The following is an 18,495-nucleotide window of genomic DNA, read 5'->3' on the forward strand; positions in this document are numbered from 1 at the left end:
ACGGTTACCGCAGCCAGTAGCAGCGTTACCTCAGTTGTCGTAGCCCAGGTTCGGCGCCAGCCAACGCTCCGTCACACTCAGGTCCTGGCCTTTGCGTGCCGTGTAGCTGGTGACCTGATCCTTGTCGACCTTGCCCACGGCGAAGTACTGCGCCTGCGGGTGGGCAAAGTACCAGCCACTGACCGCTGCCGCCGGGAACATCGCGTAGTGCTCGGTGAGAAACACGCCGCTGCGACCTGCGTGCATTTCCTGGGCTTGGGGGTCGAGCAGTTGGAACAGCTGGGCTTTTTCGGTGTGATCCGGGCACGCCGGGTAGCCGGGGGCAGGGCGGATACCGCTGTATTGCTCCTTGATCAGCGCCTCGTTGTCCAGTTGCTCGTCCTTGGCGTAGCCCCAGTGTTCTTTACGCACTTGCTGGTGCAGCCATTCGGCGCAGGCTTCGGCGAGGCGGTCGGCGAGGGCCTTGACCATGATCGAGTTGTAGTCATCGCCGGCGTCCTGGTAGGCCTTGGCAACTTCTTCGGCGCCGATGCCGGCGGTGGTGATGAAGCCACCGATATAGTCGGTCACGCCGCTGTCCTTTGGCGCCACGAAGTCGGCCAGAGAGAAGTTCGGCTTGCCGTCGGTCTTGATGATCTGCTGGCGCAAGTGATGCAGTTTGGCGATGGGCTGGCCGTCGTCACCATAGACTTCCAGGTCGTCATCCTGCACCTGGTTGGTCGGCCAGAAACCGAACACCGCACGGGCGCTGATGAGTTTCTCGTCGATCAACTTTTTGAGCATTTCCCGGGCATCGGCATACAGCGCGGTGGCGGCTTCACCCACCACTTCATCGGTGAGGATTCGCGGGAACTTGCCGGCCAGGTCCCAGGATATAAAGAACGGCGTCCAGTCGATGTACTCGGCCAGCACCTTGAGGTCGATATTGTCCAGCACCCTGGCGCCGGTAAAGGTCGGCACCACCGGGGCGTAGCTGCTCCAGTCGAACTGCGGCTTCTTGGCGATGGCCGCCGCGTAGCTCAGGCGCTCGGTGCGGGCGCTGCGGTTGGAGGTGCGCTCACGTACGTCGATGTATTCCAGGCGGGTCTTCTCGACGAAGCCGGCCTTCAGCTCCTTGGACAGCAACTGCGTGGCCACGCCCACCGCGCGGGAGGCGTCGGTCACGTAGATCACTGCGTCGTTGCTGTACTTGGGCTCAATTTTCACCGCCGTGTGCGCCTTGGACGTGGTGGCGCCACCGATCATCAGCGGCAGGTGGAAATCCTGGCGCTGCATCTCGCGGGCCACGTGCACCATCTCATCCAGCGACGGCGTGATCAGGCCGGACAGGCCAATGATGTCGCATTTCTGCTCCTTGGCTACCTGCAAGATCTTCTCCGCTGGCACCATCACGCCCAGGTCGACGATATCATAGCCGTTGCAACCCAGCACCACGCCGACAATGTTCTTGCCGATGTCATGCACGTCGCCCTTGACCGTGGCCATGAGGATCTTGCCCTTGGCTTCGGGCTTGTCGCCTTTTTCCAGCTCGATGAACGGGATCAAGTGCGCCACCGCCTGCTTCATCACGCGGGCGGATTTCACCACCTGGGGCAGGAACATCTTGCCGGCGCCGAACAGGTCGCCAACGATATTCATGCCGGACATCAGCGGGCCTTCGATCACCTCGATCGGGCGCGCGAACGACAGGCGCGACTCTTCGGTGTCTTCGACGATGTGCGTGGTGATGCCCTTGACCAGCGCGTGTTCAAGACGCTTGTTGACGTCCCAGCCGCGCCACTCTTCGGTCTCGGCTTCCTTGACGCTACCGTCGCCCTTGTACTTGTCGGCAATGGCGAGCAGGGCGTCGGTGCCTTCCGGCGTACGGTTGAGCACCACGTCTTCGACGGCGTCACGCAGCTCGGCCGGGATCTGGTCGTAGATCTCCAGTTGGCCGGCGTTGACGATCCCCATGGTCAGGCCCGCGCGGATCGCATACAGCAGGAACACCGAGTGGATCGCCTCACGCACCGGGTTGTTGCCACGGAACGAGAACGACACGTTGGACACGCCACCGGAGGTCAGCGCGTAGGGCAGTTCATCTCGGATATAGGCACAGGCATTAATGAAGTCGACGGCGTAGTTGTTGTGTTCTTCGATGCCGGTGGCGACCGCGAAGATGTTCGGGTCGAAGATGATGTCTTCCGGCGGGAAGCCCACTTCATTGACCAGGATGTCGTAGGAGCGCTTGCAGATCTCTTTCTTGCGCGCTTCGGTGTCGGCCTGGCCGGCTTCGTCGAACGCCATCACCACCACTGCCGCGCCGTAGCGCTTGCACAGCTTGGCGTGGTGAATGAACTGTTCTACGCCTTCCTTCATGCTGATGGAGTTGACGATCCCCTTGCCCTGGATGCATTTGAGGCCGGCTTCGATCACTTCCCACTTGGAGGAGTCGATCATGATCGGTACGCGGGAGATGTCCGGCTCGCCGGCGATCAGATTGAGGAAGGTCACCATGGCCTTCTTCGAATCCAACATGCCCTCGTCCATGTTGATGTCGATCACCTGGGCGCCGGCTTCCACCTGCTGCAGGGCGACTTCCAGGGCTTCGGTGTAGTTGTCTTCGCGGATCAGGCGGGCGAACTTGGCCGAGCCCGTGATGTTGGTACGTTCGCCGACGTTGACGAACAACGAACTGCGGTCGATGGTGAACGGCTCCAGGCCCGACAGGCGGCAGGCCTTGGGAATGTCCGGGATCGAGCGCGGCGCGTAACCGGCCACAGCCTTGGCGATGGCTTCGATATGCCCAGGCGTGGTGCCGCAGCAACCGCCGACGATGTTCAGGAAGCCGCTTTGGGCGAATTCTTCGATGACCTTGGCGGTTTCTGACGGCAGTTCATCGTACTCGCCGAACTCATTGGGCAGGCCAGCGTTGGGGTGCGCCGACACATGGGTGTTGGCCTTGTTCGACAACTCTTCCAGGTAGGGGCGCAGTTCACTGGCGCCCAGGGCGCAGTTCAAACCGACCGAGATCGGCTTGGCGTGGGCCACAGAGTTCCAGAACGCTTCGGTGGTCTGGCCCGACAGGGTACGGCCGGAGGCGTCGGTGATGGTGCCGGAGATCATGATCGGCAGTTCCACGCCCAGCTCCTCGAACACCCCTTGCACGGCGAAGATCGCGGCCTTTGCGTTAAGGGTGTCGAAGATGGTTTCGATCAGGATCAGGTCGGCGCCGCCTTCGATCAGGCCCTTGGTGGCTTCGGTGTAGTTTTCCACCAGCTCATCGAAGGTCACGTTGCGGTAGCCGGGGTTGTTCACGTCCGGCGACAGCGAGCAGGTACGGCTGGTCGGGCCCAGTACACCGGCTACAAAACGCGGCTTGGCCGGGTTCTCGTGGGTTTTGGCGTCGGCCACCTTGCGCGCCAGGCGTGCGCCTTCCACGTTCAGTTCATAGGCCAGTTCTTCCATGCCGTAATCGGCCATGGAGATACGCGTGGCGTTGAAGGTGTTGGTTTCAAGGATGTCGGCGCCGGCGTCCAGGTAGGCTTTTTCAATGCCGCCGATCACGTCTGGGCGGGTCAGCACCAGCAGGTCGTTGTTGCCTTTGACGTCGCTTGGCCAATCGGCGAAGCGTTTGCCACGGTAGTCTTGCTCCTCAAGCTTATAGCTCTGGATCATCGTGCCCATGCCACCATCAAGGATCAGGATGCGTTCCTTGAGGGCTTGGTGAAGGGCTTGCAGGCGAGCGCTACGATCGGGCATGGGACTACTCTAGTCAGGCATTACGGAGGGCGTGAATCATAGCAAACCTGTGCCGATTTGGAGCATGTCCGGGTTATGCATGAATATCGCTCATGTTGCTGGCGGTCATGGCCCGGTAGAATCACCGCCACTTCACAGACCGCACGCCTTGAATCGGGACCCGATACATGTCACTTCGTTTGATCGTCAGCGCCGTCCTGGCCTTGATAGCCAGTACTGCGCAGGCAGAGGGCCCCGCTTCGGCGATTTCCTATACCCGCGATATCCAACCGATCTTCACCGAGAAATGCGTGGCCTGCCACGCCTGCTACGACTCCGCCTGCCAGCTCAACCTGGGCAGTGCCGAGGGCGCCGCGCGCGGTGCAAGCAAAATGCCGGTGTATGACGGCGAGCGCAGCCAGGCCACGCCAACGACGCGTTTGTTTTATGACGCATTTGGTAAGCAGGCGTGGCAGCAGAAGGGCTTCTACTCGGTGCTGGACGCCCAGGGCAGCCAGGCTGCGCTGATGGCGCGCATGCTGGAGCTGGGGCACAACGCACCGTTGGCGCCCAATGCCAAGCTGCCCGACAGCATTGTGCTGGGGCTCAACCGCGACAATATGTGCGCAACGCCCGGCGAGTTCAGTGCCTATGCCGGCGCGCACCCCAAGGAAGGCATGCCGCTGGCGGTCACCGGCCTGACCGATCAGCAGTACCAGACTTTACAACGCTGGCTGGCCTCCGGCGCGCCGATTGACGAGCAGGGCCTGGCGCCAAGCGCCAGGGAAGCGTTGCAAGTGCAACAGTGGGAAAACCTGTTCAACCAGCCGGGCGCCCGGGAAAGCCTGGTGGCGCGCTGGCTGTTCGAGCATTTGTTTCTGGCGCATATCTATTTCGAGAGCGGTGAGCCGGGGCATTACTTCCAGTGGGTGCGTTCGCGTACGCCCAGTGGCCAGCCGATTGACCTGATCGCCACCCGTCGCCCCAACGACGACCCGGGCACCCAGGTGTACTACCGCCTGTGGCCGGTGCAGGGCGTGATCGTGCATAAGACCCACATCACTTACCCCTTCAGCGCAGCAAAGATGGCGCGGATCAAGGCGTTGTTCTACGCCGGCGACTGGCATGTCACTGCCTTGCCAGGCTACGGCCCCGGCAGCCGCGCCAACCCGTTTGCGACATTCGAAGCCATCCCGGCCAAAGCGCGTTACCAATTCATGCTCGATAACGCTGAATACTTCGTGCGTACCTTCATTCGCGGGCCGGTGTGCCGTGGGCAGATCGCTACGGACGTGATCCGCGATAACTTCTGGACGCTGTTCCAGGACCCCGACCACGATCTGTACATCACCGATGCGCGTTATCGTGGCCAGGCCACGCCGTTGCTGGCCATGCCTGGGCAGAATGACGACGTGGGCAGTGTGCTGAGCCTGTGGCTGGCCTACCGCGACAAGCGCAACCAGTACGAAGCCTTGCGCCGTGACAACTATGCAGACCTGCCGGCGCCGAGCTGGTCGACATTGTGGGCGGGTAATGACAACGCCTTGTTGAGCATTTTCCGCCATTTCGACAGCGCCTCGGTGACCAAGGGCCTGATTGGCGAGGTCCCGCAGACGATGTGGCTGTTCGACTACCCACTGCTGGAACGCACCTATTACCAGTTGGCGGTGAATTTCGATGTGTTTGGCAACGTATCGCATCAGGCCCAGACGCGCCTGTATTTCGACCTGATCCGTAACGGCGCCGAGCAGAACTTCCTGCGCCTGATGCCCGCCGACACCCGCGAAGACTTCATGGACGACTGGTACCAGAACAGCGGCAAGCTCAAGCTGTGGCTGGACTATGAAGCGATTGACGATGACAAGGCCAGTGGTTTGCACCTGAGCGAAAAAGACCCCAAGCGTGACTTCGCCAACCAGTTGCTGACCCGCTACGGCCATTTGAACGCCAGCCCCGACCCGATCAACCGCTGCAGCGGCGCGTTCTGCTCCCGCGACGGCATTGACCCGGCCTTGCAGGATGCCGAACAAGCGCTGAGCCGCCTGACCTCACGGCCGGCGGCAGGGCTCAAGGTGATCGAGCAATTGCCCGAAGCCACGATGCTGCGCATCGAGACCGCCAGCGGCAAGCGCGAGGTCTACAGCCTGCTGCGCAACCGTGCCCACAGTAACGTCGCGTTCCTGCTGGGCGAGGCGTATCGCTATCAGCCGGGCCTGGACACCTTGACCATCTACCCGGGTGTGCTCAGCAGCTACCCGAACTTCATGTTCAATATCCCGGCCCGGGAAGTACCTGCCTTTGTCGCACAGATGGAGCAGGCCAGGGACGCGCAAAGCTTCGAGAAAATCGTTGATCACTGGGGCGTGCGGCGCAGCCATCCGTTGTTCTGGCAGTATTTCCACGACTTGTCGCGGTACATCCACGAAACCACACCGGTGGAAGAGGGCGTATTGGACATGAACCGCTATGAGAACCTATAACTGCTGGTATTGATCCGGTCACCCCACCACGCGGGCGCTGAAGCAGTCGGATATCTATCGATAAACCGGGAAAAGGTACTCCGACGATGTTGATTTCAGTGCAGGCGCTACGCGCCCTGGCGGCGTGGATGGTGGTGGGTGTTCATTTCATGCAGTTGTTCTTCGACTTTGAGGCACATAACGCGTTGGAGTATCTGCTGGCCGATAAAGGCGGTATCGGGGTGGATATATTCTTTGTCATCAGTGGCTTTGTGATCTTTCTTGCGACTGCGGACAAAGCCCTGACCCCTTGGCGTTTCATGTTTATGCGCGTGGCAAGGATCGTCCCGGCCTATTGGTTCTATACCCTGTTGATGATTGTTCTGGTTGCCACCGTGCCCTCGGTGTTTCCCCAAGAGCATCTTGATCCGAGTTATGTGCTGATGTCGCTGCTGTTCATCGCAGCTCCAAGCGAGCCGGGTGTAGAGGTCTACCCACTACTGGGCGTTGGGTGGACCCTGAATTTCGAGATGGTGTTCTATGCGCTGTTTGCAGTCGCGCTGTTGGTTCGCGAATCCTGTCGGTTGTGGGTCGCGGCCACGTTGCTGTATCTGATGTGCTATATCGGCCCCGCCCTGGGCTTGGCCAGTGGGTTCTACAGCAATGGCATTGTGCTGGAGTTTCTGATGGGCATTATGATCGGCATGATGTATCGACGGGGTAGGTGCCAGGCCAAGCCGTGGCTGCCGGTGCTGGGTATCGTCGTTGCGTTAACGGCGATTTATCATGGGGCCGATATACCGCGTGCGCTGGAATGGGGAGTGCCCAGTGCGGTACTGGTCATCAGTTGTGTAGCGTTGGAGCCCTGGTTTCAAGGCTCCCGCTTTTTGAAGTTGCTCGGGGATTGTTCCTATTCGGTGTACTTGATCCACGTGCCGGTGCTCGCCGTTGGGTATTTTGTTGCCCAGCGAATGGGCGTAGACCCTTACACGATGCTGCTGATGTGCATCGTGGTGATAGCTTTGGGCGCTTATGCAAGCTATCGATGGCTGGAGAAGGCAACCTATCGCGTGCTCAAGCGTTGGCTGGGCGTTGATGATTCGGTAATTATTTCCCGACAAAAATACTAGGACTTTGTACCTCTGTAATGATTTGGCGTAAACTGCGGGCAAGCCTGTGAGGAGTTTCCATGACTGCCATAACCATTACCGACGCCGCCCACGATTACCTGGCTGACCTGCTGTCCAAGCAGAACACCCCGGGTATCGGCATCCGCGTCTTTATCACCCAGCCCGGCACCCAGTACGCAGAGACCTGCATCGCGTATTGCAAGCCCGGCGAAGAAAAGCCTGAAGACACCGCCCTGGGGCTCAAAAGCTTCACCGCGTACATTGATGCCTTCAGCGAAGCCTTTCTTGACGACGCCGTGGTCGACTACGCCACCGACCGCATGGGCGGCCAGTTGACCATCAAAGCGCCCAACGCCAAGGTGCCGAACGTCAACGCCGACAGCCCGGTCAACGAGCGCATCAACTACTACCTGCAAACCGAGATCAACCCGGGGTTGGCCAGCCACGGCGGCCAGGTGAGTTTGATCGACGTGGTGGATGACGGGATCGCCGTGCTGAAATTCGGCGGCGGCTGCCAGGGCTGCGGCCAGGCGGACGTGACCCTGCGCGAAGGCATCGAGCGGACTTTGCTTGAGCGTATTCCTGAGCTTAAGGGCGTACGTGACGTGACCGACCACACGCAGAAAGAAAATGCCTACTACTGAGTAAGGTGTTCACTGCGAGCATAAAAAACGGCGCCCGTGAGCGCCGTTTTTTTATGCGCTCTCTGTAGGAGCGAGCTTGCTCGCGAAAAGCGTCAACGATAACGCGTGTTTCCTGAATAAACGCGGCGCCTATGGGGTTTTCGCGAGCAAGCTCGCTCCTACAGGGATTAGGGCAAGCCACCCCACATAATCAGGGTCTGTAAAGGTGGGCATGCCCGGCCCGATACAGCGACGACTCGCCGAAACTGTCACTGGCCAGCACTCGGCCCACCACAATCAGTGCCGTGCGCCGGAACCCCTTGGCTGCGACCTTGGCGGCAATATCTGTCAGGGTGCCGACAACCCAATCGTGATCCGGCCAGGTCGCTCGGTGCACCACGGCAATTGGGCAATCGGCGCCATAGTGGGGCAGCAGTTCGGCGACGATCTTTTCCAGGTGATTGACCCCCAAGTGGATCGCCATGGTCGTACCATGGCGGGCCAGGCTGTCGAAGCTCTCACCGGGGGGCATGTTGGTCTTGTCGGCGTATCGGGTCAGGATCACGCTCTGGGCGATGTCCGGCAGAGTCAGCTCGGTTTCCAGCAACGCGGCGCAGGCCGCTACTGCCGTAACGCCGGGAATGACCTGGAAAGGAATACCCATTTCCCGCAAGTGGCGGATCTGCTCGCCAATCGCGCCATACAGGCTCGGGTCGCCCGAGTGCACGCGCGCCACATCCTGGCCTTGGGCATGGGCGGTCTTGATCAGGTCCATGATCTGTTCAAGATGCAGCTCGGCGCTGTTGACCACCTGCTGCGCCTGATGACCCTCCAGCACCGCGGCGGGCACTAACGAGCCGGCATAGATGATCACCGGGCAACTGCGGATCAGCCGCTGGCCCTTGACGGTGATCAGTTCCGGATCGCCGGGGCCTGCGCCGATGAAGTAGACGGTCATGGAGAGTTCCTGTTGAAAAGCGGGCGAGCATGAAAACGGCTCATGGTCGCAAGGGCGATTATCAAGGTTTTAGCCGGTGCAGGCCAATGCAAGCGTGGCGTGGGCAACTTTTCTGCGAGTGATCAGCAGGCGGGCAGGGGCATTAGCGAGCTGTTCGGTCAGGGCCAGGGCGGCGCTTTCGGCAATGCCGTAACAGCCGGTATGGGCAAATGCGACGCTCGATTTGTGGCTCAGTCGCTCTTCGTAAGCCGCCAATTGCGTGGCATCGAAGCACAGCAGCGGTACATTCAGCACTTGGGCGAGCGCCAGCAACCCTGGCTCATCCTGCTTGCGATCGATACTGGCCAGCGCCGTCAAGCACTGGCGGCCGATACCCGCTTCGACGAGGGCGCTGTCCAGCAGCGCCAGCAGCGTGTGAACGTCACAACCCCGCTGGCAACCCAGGCCGACTACCAACGTCATGCCGAGTATTGGTCGTCGCGGTTGCGGCGAAACAGCCAGGCGCTGATCAGGCCCAGGGCCAGCCAGAACACCACATTGGTCAGTTGCGATGCGATTTTGAACTGTGCTTCGAGCGCCTCGGGTGCCAGCATCGAATGCACTTGCGGCTGCGGCGCGCCAATCACGTGGGGGACGGCAAGAATTGCCACGCCCAGCACTTTGAGCAGCCCGTTGCGACCGAACACGATCAGCGCAATACCGGCGGCGGTGGAGGCGGCGGTACCGATCCACCAGGTCTGGCGCAGCGTCAGGTCAGCCGCGGCCGTGCCCGGCAATTCAGGCGGCAGGCCCAGGGTAGGTGCCAGCACAAAGGTCGCGTAACCCGCCAGGCCCCAGAGCAAGCCCTGGGCGGTGCGGGTGGGGGCGCGCAAGGTGTAAAGGCCGGCGAGCATCAACGCAAAGCCGACCGCCACCACCAGGTTGCCACCTGTGGTCGACAACACGCGCTGCCAGCCATCTTCCGGCTCCCAGGCTTCGGCGTCGTGGCTATGTGCAGCGGCACCTGCGCCGTGTTCGTGGGCAACTTCGGTCGCTACAGGAGCCTTTTCATAGGTTTCGGCCTGCAAAATCAACGGCGAGACCCACAAGCTTTGCAGCAGGGTCAGCAGCAGGGCGGCCAGCAGGCCGGTGAAACCTGCGGTTTGCGCAATACGTTTGATCATGTCGGCAGGCCTCAGTGGCAAGGGAACGCGGCGCTGTGGCGGGTATCGTGGGCCGCGTTATGCACCGCCTCGATATGCGAAAAACCGGCGAAGTACACAAGGCACGCACCCAGGATTGCCGCGCCGATCGCAGCGCTCAGGCGTTGACTCAACGTGGTGGTGCTGCTTGCGGAGGGCGTAGTGCTGCTGATGATCGACATGGCGCGTCCCTTTCAGGTGTCAGGGTGAAACGAGCGCATGCAAACCCCACGCGCCAGGCACGCAGGGTTCGAACAGCGCCCGCCCACCGCGGGTTTGTTATCTGATTTTTTCGGGCCGGTCTCCGGGCTTGCGAGGGGCGGCTCTGGACAGAGTGCGCCTGAAAAGCATCGCCTTCCCATGCAAAAGCACAGTGGCCGTGACGCTTCGCTCGCTTACCGTTGCGGGGGCAGCACCGGACTTGTCATAGGGGTATGACGCACCGGTTTCCCGTTTCACCCTGTGAAGGGCACCCGAAACAAGATGTGTAGGAGAGCATGGGCCGGGGACGGTAGTCAAATGCCGCGAGCCCCTGTAGCCTTGCACCTTCGAGGTTCTTCGGCCCCACGCCGAAGCTAAGAAGGGAACGCGGTTCAAGCCGCGGCTGCCCCCGCAACTGTGAAGGGTTCAGTTGACTGCCATGCCACTGCCGAGACGGCGGGAAGGCGCAGTCAACGTTGGTCGCAAGACCTGCACGCCCCAAGCCAGGAGACCTGCCTCGTCACCGATTTTTCAATTCAACCGGGCGGGGTGATCCGGTGACGAAATCCGCTGCTGCGCGCCGCCGCAGGGCCTGTCGTCCCGTATGCCCGCCCCAAAGGGCATCCGATGAAAACACTGGCCAAACTTCCCGTCACCATCGTTACCGGCTTCCTCGGCTCGGGCAAGACTACGTTGCTGCGCCATATGCTCGACAACGCCCAGGGCCGTCGCATTGCCGTGATCGTCAATGAATTTGGCGAGCTGGGCATTGACGGCGAGATCCTCAAGCAGTGCTCTATCGGTTGCACCGAGGAAGAAGCCAACGGCCGCGTGTACGAACTGGCCAACGGCTGCCTGTGCTGCACGGTGCAGGAAGAGTTCTTCCCGGTGATGCGCGAACTGGTCGCCCGTCGCGGTGACCTGGACCATATCCTCATTGAAACCTCGGGCCTGGCCCTGCCCAAGCCGTTGGTGCAAGCCTTCCAGTGGCCGGAAATCCGCAGCGCCTGCACCGTTGACGCGGTGATCACCGTAGTCGACAGCCCGGCCGTGGCCGCCGGTACCTTTGCCGCCTTCCCGGATCAGGTCGACGCCCAGCGCAAACTTGACCCCAACCTGGACCACGAGTCGCCGTTGCACGAACTGTTCGCCGACCAACTGGCCAGCGCTGACCTGGTGATCCTCAACAAAGCCGACCTGATCAGCGCCGAAGACCTGGCCCGTGTGCGCCTGGAAGTGGCCGAAGAACTGCCGCCGGCGGTGAAGGTCATCGAAGCCAGCAGCGGCCGCCTGCCGCTGGACGTGTTGATCGGCCTCGGCGCCAGCTCCGAAGAGCATATCGACGCTCGCCACAGCCATCACGATCAGCACCATGAAGGCGAAGACGACCACGACCACGACGCGTTCGACTCCATCTCCATCGACTTGCCGCAAGCCGACGAAGCCCTGTTGCTCGACGCCCTGACCCAATTGGTGGTGCAGCACGGCATTTTGCGTGTGAAAGGCTTTGCAGCTATCCCAAACAAGCCGATGCGCCTGCTGATCCAGGGTGTGGGCACACGCTTTGACAAGCACTTCGACCGCGCCTGGGGCGCCGATGAAGCGCGCACCACGCGCCTGGTGCTGATCGGCCAAGAGCTGGACGCCGCCGGCCTTGAAGCGCAATTGCGCGCTGCCCTCAGCGTTTAACCATGCACCTGCTCAGGACCCAGCCCGGTGGTTTCGTCGCGGACGACAATATCGCTGACCTTGGCCAAACCCCCGCCGAGCTGGTGATCCTGTGCAGCGGCGATTCCAGCCTGGCGCTGCTGGCCGAAGCCGCCCACCAGTTGCCCGAGGATTACCCCAGCCTGCGCCTGGCCAACCCGATGCAGGTACAAAACCATGCCTCGGTCGACCTTTACGTCGATGAGGTATTGCGTCACGCCAAGGTCATCCTGATTTCCCTGCACGGTGGCATTGGCTATTGGCGCTACGGTATCGAGCGCCTGGTGGAGCTGGCCGAACGCGGCGTCACGCTGATCCTGATGCCGGGGGATGATCGCCCAGACCCAGAGCTCAGTGGCTTGAGCACGGTTGGCGCCGAGCAGCGCGACCGCCTTTGGCATTTCCTGCGCCAGGGCGGGCTGGGTAATGCCCTGGATTTTTATCGCTGCCTGGCCAGTGATTATCTGGGGCGCGATTACCCTTGGAACGAGCCGCAGGCGTTGCCGCGTACCGCGATCTATCATCCGCAAACTGCCAATGCCGATCTTGATGATTGGCGGGCGCAGTGGAATGCGCAATGGCCGGTGGCAGCGGTGCTGTTTTACCGCTCCCATTTGCAGGCCGCCAACACCGGTTTCATCGACGTGTTCTGCCAGCGTTTGCAGGTCGCGGGCCTTAACCCCCTGCCTATCGCGGTGGCCAGCCTGAAGGAGCCTGGTTGCCTGGCAGTGGTTGAAGACTGGCTCGATGAAGTACAGGCGGCGGTGATCCTGAACACCACCGGCTTTGCCCAATCGAGTCCCGAAGCACCGCACCTGCGCCCATTCCGGCGCAATATCCCGGTGATCCAGGCCATTTGCGCCCAGGACAACCAGCCTGGCTGGCAGGCCAGCGAGCAGGGGCTCGGCCCACGCGACCTGGCGATGCATATCGCCTTGCCCGAACTGGACGGGCGCATCATCAGCCGGCCGATCAGCTTCAAGGACCTGGCCTGGCGCAGCGAGCGCAGCCAGTCGGACGTGGTGTGCTATCGCGCAGCCCCCGAACGCATGGACTTTGTTGCACAGTTGGCGCGGCGCTGGGTTGAATTGGCCCGTGTGCCGAATGCGCAAAAACGTATCGCGTTGATCCTCGCCAACTACCCGACCCGCGATGGTCGCATCGGTAATGGCGTGGGCCTGGACACCCCGGCGGCGGCGCTGAATATCTTGCGCGCCTTGCAAGCCGAAGGTTATCCGGTGGCGGATGTGCTTCCCGACAGCGGCACCGCGCTGATCCATGAACTGCTCGGCGGCGTCACTAACGACCTCGACAGCCTCGACCTGCGCCCGTGTCATCAAAGCCTGGGTCTGGATGAGTACCTGGCGATGTTCGAGCGCCTGCCAGCGGCCAATCGCCAGGCCGTGCTGGAACGCTGGGGCGCGCCGCAAAACGATCCGATGTTTCGCGATGGCCGCCTGATGATCGCCGGCCTGCGCCTGGGGCTGACGTTCGTCGGCATCCAGCCGGCGCGGGGTTACCAGGTGGACGCCAGCGCGGTGTACCACGACCCGGACCTGGTGCCGCCCCACGGCTACCTGGCGTTTTACTTCTGGCTGCGCCACACCTATGCCGCCCACGGCGTGATCCACGTGGGCAAGCACGGCAACCTGGAGTGGTTGCCGGGCAAAGGCGTAGGCCTGTCGGAAAACTGCTGGCCGGATGCGTTGCTCGGGCCGCTGCCCAATATCTATCCGTTTATCGTTAACGACCCGGGCGAGGGCGCCCAGGCCAAGCGACGCACCCAGGCAGTCATCATCGACCATCTGATGCCGCCCCTGACCCGGGCCGAGACTTACGGCCCCTTGCGTGATCTGGAACTGTTGGCCGACGAGTACTACGAGGCGCAGTTACTCGACCCGCGCCGCGCCCTTGAGCTGCAAAAAGACATTCTCAAGCTGGTGCGTGAAACCCGTATCGACCAGGAGCTTGAACTGAGCGGTGATGCGGATGCGGCGGTGTGGTTGCCGCGCCTGGATACCTATCTGTGTGACTTGAAGGAGTCGCAGATTCGCGACGGTCTGCATATTTTTGGCGAGTCGCCCGAAGGCCGTTTGCGCATCGACACCTTGCTGGCCCTGTTGCGCATTCCCCGTGGCGATGGACGTGGCCCGCAATCGAGCCTGTTGCGGGTGTTGGCCAAGGCGTTCGAACTGGGTTTTGATCCGCTCGATTGCGCCTTGGCCGAGCCGTGGACCGGACGGCGCCCGTTGGTGCTGCAAAAAATTGACGGGCAGCTGTGGCGCACCGCCGGCGATACCCGTGAACGCCTGGAGCTCTATGCGGCGCGGTTGATCGAGCAGGCACTGGAGGGCCCCATCGAGCAGTTGGAAGAGCCTGGCTGGGAAGACGTCAAGTCGGTCATCGAAAGCCTGCGCATCGTGGTGGCGCCACGCCTGGACGCCTGTGGCCCGGCAGAAATGCGTGGCCTGCTGGATGCCTTGAGTGGGCGCTTCGTCCCGGCAGGGCCCAGCGGTGCGCCCAGTCGCGGGCGCCTGGATGTGCTGCCGACCGGGCGTAACTTCTTCACCGTGGACGTGCGTAACCTGCCAACCACCACGGCCTGGCGCATCGGTTTCCAGTCGGCGAATTTGATTCTGGAGCGCCACCTGCAGGATCACGGCGACCATTTGCGCCAACTCGGCCTCTCGGTATGGGGCACGGCCACCATGCGCACCGGCGGTGACGATATCGCCCAGGCCATGGCGTTGATGGGCGTGCGCCCGGTGTGGGCCACCGGCAGCCAGCGGGTGGATGATTTTGAAATCCTGCCGATCAGCTTGCTGGACCGCCCGCGTGTCGACGTGACGCTGCGCGTGTCCGGCTTTTTCCGGGATGCCTTCGCAAACCTGATCCGCCTGTTCGATGCGGCGGTGCAGGCGGTGGCGGCGCTGGACGAACCGGACGATATGAACCCACTGGCCGCCAAGGTGCGCAGTGAGCGCCAAGCGTTGCTTGAGTCGGGCCTGGACGCAGAGGCCGCGGCCAAACAGGCTGGCTGGCGTATCTTCGGCGCCAAGCCGGGCGCTTATGGCGCCGGTGTGCAGGGCGCGGTTGACGGGCGTTTGTGGCAGAGCCGCGAGGATTTGGCCGAGGTTTACCTGAACTGGGGCGGGTATGCCTACGGGGGCGCTGACGAAGGCACCGCCGCCCGCGAGCAGTTTGCCCAGCGCCTGAGCCAGGTGCAGGCGGTGTTGCAGAATCAGGACAACCGCGAGCATGACTTGCTCGATTCCAACGACTACTACCAATTCCAGGGCGGTATGCTCGCCGCCGTAGAAACCCTGAGCGGCGACAAGGCCGCCAGTTACCATGGCGACCACAGCCAGCCGGACCTGCCCAAAATCCGTACCTTGAAGGAAGAGCTGAACCGGGTGATCCGCGCCCGCGCCGCTAACCCCAAGTGGATCGAAGGTGTGAAACGCCACGGCTACAAAGGCGCGTTTGAAATGGCTGCGACCGTGGACAACCTGTTCGCTTTCGACGCCACCACCGCGCTGATCGATGATCATCAATATGCACTGCTCGCAGACGCCTACCTGCTGGACCCCGACACCCGGGCTTTTGTGCAACAGCACAATCCCGATGCCCTGCGCGACATGACCGAACGTATGCTTGAAGCCCAGCAGCGAGGCATGTGGCAGGCGCCGGGGGCGTATCGCGAAGCACTGGAAAACCTCTTGCTGGATATAGAAGAAGACAGCTGATGACTGATATTCCCCATTTTCCGTTGTCTGCCGTGGTCGGAGCTGACGACCTGAAACTGGCACTGTGCCTGACCGCCATCGACCCCCGTATCGGCGGCGTGCTGATCGAAGGCCCGCGGGGCATGGCCAAGTCGACCCTGGCCCGTGGGCTGGCGGACCTGCTCGCCAGCGGGCAGTTCGTGACCCTGCCCCTGGGCGCGACTGAGGAACGCCTGGTCGGCACCCTGGACCTGGATGCCGCGCTGGGCGAAGGCCGTGCGCAATTTTCCCCCGGCGTGTTGGCCAAGGCTGACGGCGGCGTGCTGTATGTGGATGAAGTCAACTTGCTGGCCGACCATTTGGTGGACCTGCTGCTGGACGTGGCCGCCAGCGGCACCAACCTGATCGAGCGCGACGGCATTTCCCATCGGCATTCGGCGCGCTTTGTGCTGATCGGCACCATGAACCCGGAGGAGGGCGAGTTGCGCCCGCAATTGCTCGACCGCTTTGGTTTCAATGTGGCGCTGAACGGGCAGACCTTGCCCACCGAACGTGGGCAGATCATTCGTCGTCGCCTGGATTTCGACAGTGACCCTGCGGCTTTCTGCGCGCAGTGGGCCGCGCCGCAAGCCGAGTTGCGCGAACGCTGCACGCAGGCGCGGGCGCGACTCGACAGCATCGACCTGGACGATCACGCGTTGGCGCAGATTACCGAACGCTGCTTTGAGGCAGGCGTGGACGGTATGCGCGCCGACCTGGTCTGGCTGCGTGGCGCCCGCGCCCATGCGGCCTGGCGTGGTGCGTCGGCCATTGCCGAGGAAGATATTGAAGCGGTGGCCGAGTTTGCCTTGCGCCATCGTCGTCAGCAGCAAACGCCCCCGGCCGCACCGCCGAATCAAGGGCAGTCGTCGAAACCGTCTGAAAGCTCACCCGGCCAAGGCCAATGGGGTGATATGCCCGCACCGGCCTTGCCCACGGGCGCCCGTCGCGATGTGCCGACCTGGCCAAAAAAGCCCTAGGCATCCGCCCCCGACCTGACGAGGGAACGGATGCCCGGCCCCAGGCGGGGCGATTGAACACCGGCCGGCAGGGCAAGGCCCGCAGCGCACAGCGCGGGGCGATCAATTGGCCGGGCACGTTGCTGGGTGGGCGGCCGCAATGCCGTGAGGACCTGCTGTTCCACCTGCGTAGCCGGTCGGCGCCTGAACTGTGGTTGGTAATCGTCGATGCCTCGGCGTCCACCCGGCGCCATCGGGCGTTGACCGATGCCAAGGGTTTGTTGGCCCAGTTGTTTGACGATGCTTATCGCCAACGGGCGCGCATGGCGTTGTTGACGGCCAGCGGGGCATCGCCGAAGTGGCAGGTGCAAGGTTTGAAGGCGGCGAAAGGCTTGTCCGATTGGTTGGAGCATTTGGGAGCGGGCGGCGGGACGCCGTTGCTGGCTGCGCTGACCGAGGCGGGGCATTGGTTGGCGGCGCGACGCAAGCGCTATCCCGCCGAGCAACAGAAGTTACTGGTGGTGACCGATGGGCGGCTAAAGGCGATGGGCGCGCTGCCGCGATTGGAGTGCCCAGGCATGTTGATTGACATCGAGCGTGGGCCGATCAGGTTGGGGCGGGCTGAGGAATTGGCGGTGGGGTTGCAGTTGGAGTATCAGCACATCGATAAGCTGTAGCACCTGGGCTATCGCCATCGCAGGCAAGCCAGCTCCCACATGGAATCGGCGGCGCGGTCAAACTGTGGGAGCTGGCTTGCCTGCGATGAGGCCCTCAACCCCCCCCCACACCTATCAGCCTGTCCCCGGCACATTCGGCCAAAGATCCGCCACCAGAAACAACCGCTCCGCTTCTTCCCACTCCTCACCGTTCGGCACCATGCGCACCAGCAACTGCGCTGGGGCCAGTGGGTCCAGGTCTGCCAGCCAACCTTGCATCTGCACCTCACTCCACACTTCATCGGCCGTGTAATGCGCAGGTGCCAACCAGGAGTGGCGGGGCAGGGGTTGCCAGCGGCCCTCTGGGCGGGTGCTGACAAAGTCCGGCCAGTCGCGCTGATGCAACCAGCATCCACGCAGATGCTGCGGGTGGACGCCGAGCGGGGCTTGCGCCGTGCCCGGCCAGGGATAGAGCAGATACCCGCCCAGCCACAAATGCGCATCGAACGCCTGGATATCCAGCGCCGCCAGGGCGTCGCGGCTCTCGGCCCGTGCAGAAATCGGCAGCTGATGCTCGGCCAGATGCGCCAGCTTGCGATCCAGCCGGTCATGACAGCCAGGCCCCAGCCATTGCGCGGCGTCCTGGCCATTGCCGTCCTGTGGGCCAAGATAGAGTTTGATCGCCAGTTCCAGGTGGTGCACGCCATCGCGGTCGCGCAGCAGCATGTCCAGTTCGCCCAAGGTATGCCCGGCGCGGCGGATCGGCAGGTTGGCGGCCAGCAATTCCACACCCGGCGCGTGCTGCACGGCAAACTGCCACAGGCGCTCGTAATAAAGGCCCAGGCGCCGTGTGCGCGCCAGGCTCAGCCATTGCTGCAAGGCGCTGCTGTCTTGATCGAGCCCGCGCAGCCACTGCTCAAGCCGGTGCGGCGCTTGCACCCAGTCACTGCCGGCCAGCGGGTGGCGCTGCGGCCACGGCGTTTGCGCCAGCATCGGCGGGGCAAGGATCACCCACGCCAGGTCGCGCACCTCGGGGTGGCGCAATTGGCGGGGCAAGTTGTGCAAATCGGAGAACACAGTCATGGTCCGAGCATAGCCTTTTCAGCCGGGTGAAGGTGCCTGAGAACCATTGTCATC

13 protein-coding genes and 2 riboswitches are annotated in these 18,495 nt (G+C 62.5%); of the genes, 7 read left to right on the top strand and 6 right to left on the bottom strand.

What is annotated here, in order from left to right; genetic code table 11:
* Nucleotides 1–30: 30 nt before the first annotated feature.
* Entirely contained in the window at nucleotides 31–3,741 is a 3,711-nt protein-coding gene (gene metH / locus TX23_RS15010; RefSeq protein WP_057702852.1) for a methionine synthase, read from the bottom strand.
* A gap of 167 nt (nucleotides 3,742–3,908) precedes the next feature.
* On the opposite strand from metH, the gene TX23_RS15015 reads away from it, so the two are divergent.
* The 3 genes from TX23_RS15015 (at nucleotide 3,909) to nfuA (ending at nucleotide 7,953) form a co-directional block, all read left to right on the top strand.
* Nucleotides 3,909–6,200 (top strand): fatty acid cis/trans isomerase, encoded by a 2,292-nt coding sequence (locus TX23_RS15015; protein WP_057702853.1) that lies wholly within the window; start codon nucleotides 3,909–3,911, stop codon nucleotides 6,198–6,200.
* A gap of 86 nt (nucleotides 6,201–6,286) precedes the next feature.
* Nucleotides 6,287–7,309, top strand: a complete 1,023-nt coding sequence (locus TX23_RS15020; protein ID WP_057702854.1) for an acyltransferase family protein — start codon at nucleotides 6,287–6,289, stop codon at nucleotides 7,307–7,309.
* Nucleotides 7,310–7,368: 59 nt separating this feature from the next.
* Nucleotides 7,369–7,953, top strand: a complete 585-nt coding sequence (gene nfuA / locus TX23_RS15025; RefSeq protein WP_003190728.1) for a Fe-S biogenesis protein NfuA — start codon at nucleotides 7,369–7,371, stop codon at nucleotides 7,951–7,953.
* A 190-nt stretch (nucleotides 7,954–8,143) separates the two neighbouring features.
* Here nfuA and cobM read toward each other — a convergent pair whose 3' ends face one another.
* From cobM to TX23_RS15045, 4 genes are all read right to left on the bottom strand, one after another.
* Nucleotides 8,144–8,890, bottom strand: a complete 747-nt coding sequence (cobM, locus tag TX23_RS15030; RefSeq protein WP_057702855.1) for a precorrin-4 C(11)-methyltransferase — start codon at nucleotides 8,888–8,890, stop codon at nucleotides 8,144–8,146.
* A 69-nt stretch (nucleotides 8,891–8,959) separates the two neighbouring features.
* Nucleotides 8,960–9,352: a cobalamin biosynthesis protein gene (locus tag TX23_RS15035; protein WP_057702856.1), complete on the bottom strand. Its 393-nt coding sequence runs from the start codon at nucleotides 9,350–9,352 to the stop codon at nucleotides 8,960–8,962.
* On the bottom strand, nucleotides 9,349–10,053 hold the full coding sequence (locus tag TX23_RS15040) for a CbtA family protein (protein ID WP_057702857.1): 705 nt from the start codon (nucleotides 10,051–10,053) through the stop codon (nucleotides 9,349–9,351). Before TX23_RS15040 ends, TX23_RS15035 begins: the two co-directional genes overlap by 4 nt.
* Nucleotides 10,054–10,064: 11 nt before the next feature.
* A complete protein-coding gene (locus tag TX23_RS15045) occupies nucleotides 10,065–10,253 on the bottom strand; it encodes a CbtB domain-containing protein (protein ID WP_057702858.1) in 189 nt (62 codons plus the stop codon).
* Between the two features lie 96 nt (nucleotides 10,254–10,349).
* Nucleotides 10,350–10,563, bottom strand: a riboswitch (cobalamin riboswitch).
* A gap of 42 nt (nucleotides 10,564–10,605) precedes the next feature.
* Nucleotides 10,606–10,806: riboswitch (cobalamin riboswitch) on the top strand.
* 93 nt (nucleotides 10,807–10,899) lie between these two features.
* On the opposite strand from TX23_RS15045, the gene cobW reads away from it, so the two are divergent.
* Genes cobW through TX23_RS15065 form a run of 4 tightly spaced genes read left to right on the top strand, consistent with a single transcriptional unit; the run spans nucleotide 10,900 to nucleotide 17,379 of the window.
* Nucleotides 10,900–11,961: a cobalamin biosynthesis protein CobW gene (gene cobW, locus TX23_RS15050; protein WP_057702859.1), complete on the top strand. Its 1,062-nt coding sequence runs from the start codon at nucleotides 10,900–10,902 to the stop codon at nucleotides 11,959–11,961.
* Nucleotides 11,962–11,963: 2 nt separating this feature from the next.
* On the top strand, nucleotides 11,964–15,725 hold the full coding sequence (gene cobN / locus TX23_RS15055) for a cobaltochelatase subunit CobN (RefSeq protein WP_057702860.1): 3,762 nt from the start codon (nucleotides 11,964–11,966) through the stop codon (nucleotides 15,723–15,725).
* Nucleotides 15,725–16,723: an ATP-binding protein gene (locus TX23_RS15060; protein ID WP_057702861.1), complete on the top strand. Its 999-nt coding sequence runs from the start codon at nucleotides 15,725–15,727 to the stop codon at nucleotides 16,721–16,723. The genes cobN and TX23_RS15060 overlap by 1 nt, the downstream gene beginning before the upstream one ends.
* Nucleotides 16,724–16,776: 53 nt before the next feature.
* A complete protein-coding gene (locus TX23_RS15065) occupies nucleotides 16,777–17,379 on the top strand; it encodes a vWA domain-containing protein (RefSeq protein WP_057702862.1) in 603 nt (200 codons plus the stop codon).
* Nucleotides 17,380–17,493: 114 nt separating this feature from the next.
* On the opposite strand, the gene TX23_RS15070 is transcribed toward TX23_RS15065, so the two are convergent.
* On the bottom strand, nucleotides 17,494–18,441 hold the full coding sequence (locus TX23_RS15070) for a DUF1853 family protein (protein WP_057702863.1): 948 nt from the start codon (nucleotides 18,439–18,441) through the stop codon (nucleotides 17,494–17,496).
* Nucleotides 18,442–18,495: the final 54 nt, after the last annotated feature.

The organism is Pseudomonas paralactis (genome assembly GCF_001439735.1).
GTDB lineage: Bacteria > Pseudomonadota > Gammaproteobacteria > Pseudomonadales > Pseudomonadaceae > Aquipseudomonas > Aquipseudomonas paralactis.

Bases quoted from the DNA above. Each gene is read 5' to 3' on its own strand.
- TX23_RS15020 (WP_057702854.1), top strand. From the start codon at position 6,287: ATGTTGATTTCAGTGCAGGCGCTACGCGCCCTGGCGGCGTGGATGGTG.
- TX23_RS15070 (WP_057702863.1), bottom strand. From the start codon at position 18,441: ATGACTGTGTTCTCCGATTTGCACAACTTGCCCCGCCAATTGCGCCAC.
- TX23_RS15045 (WP_057702858.1), bottom strand. From the start codon at position 10,253: ATGTCGATCATCAGCAGCACTACGCCCTCCGCAAGCAGCACCACCACG.
- cobM (WP_057702855.1), bottom strand. From the start codon at position 8,890: ATGACCGTCTACTTCATCGGCGCAGGCCCCGGCGATCCGGAACTGATC.
- nfuA (WP_003190728.1), top strand. From the start codon at position 7,369: ATGACTGCCATAACCATTACCGACGCCGCCCACGATTACCTGGCTGAC.
- TX23_RS15060 (WP_057702861.1), top strand. From the start codon at position 15,725: ATGACTGATATTCCCCATTTTCCGTTGTCTGCCGTGGTCGGAGCTGAC.
- TX23_RS15015 (WP_057702853.1), top strand. From the start codon at position 3,909: ATGTCACTTCGTTTGATCGTCAGCGCCGTCCTGGCCTTGATAGCCAGT.
- cobN (WP_057702860.1), top strand. From the start codon at position 11,964: ATGCACCTGCTCAGGACCCAGCCCGGTGGTTTCGTCGCGGACGACAAT.
- TX23_RS15035 (WP_057702856.1), bottom strand. From the start codon at position 9,352: ATGACGTTGGTAGTCGGCCTGGGTTGCCAGCGGGGTTGTGACGTTCAC.
- cobW (WP_057702859.1), top strand. From the start codon at position 10,900: ATGAAAACACTGGCCAAACTTCCCGTCACCATCGTTACCGGCTTCCTC.
- TX23_RS15040 (WP_057702857.1), bottom strand. From the start codon at position 10,053: ATGATCAAACGTATTGCGCAAACCGCAGGTTTCACCGGCCTGCTGGCC.
- metH (WP_057702852.1), bottom strand. From the start codon at position 3,741: ATGCCCGATCGTAGCGCTCGCCTGCAAGCCCTTCACCAAGCCCTCAAG.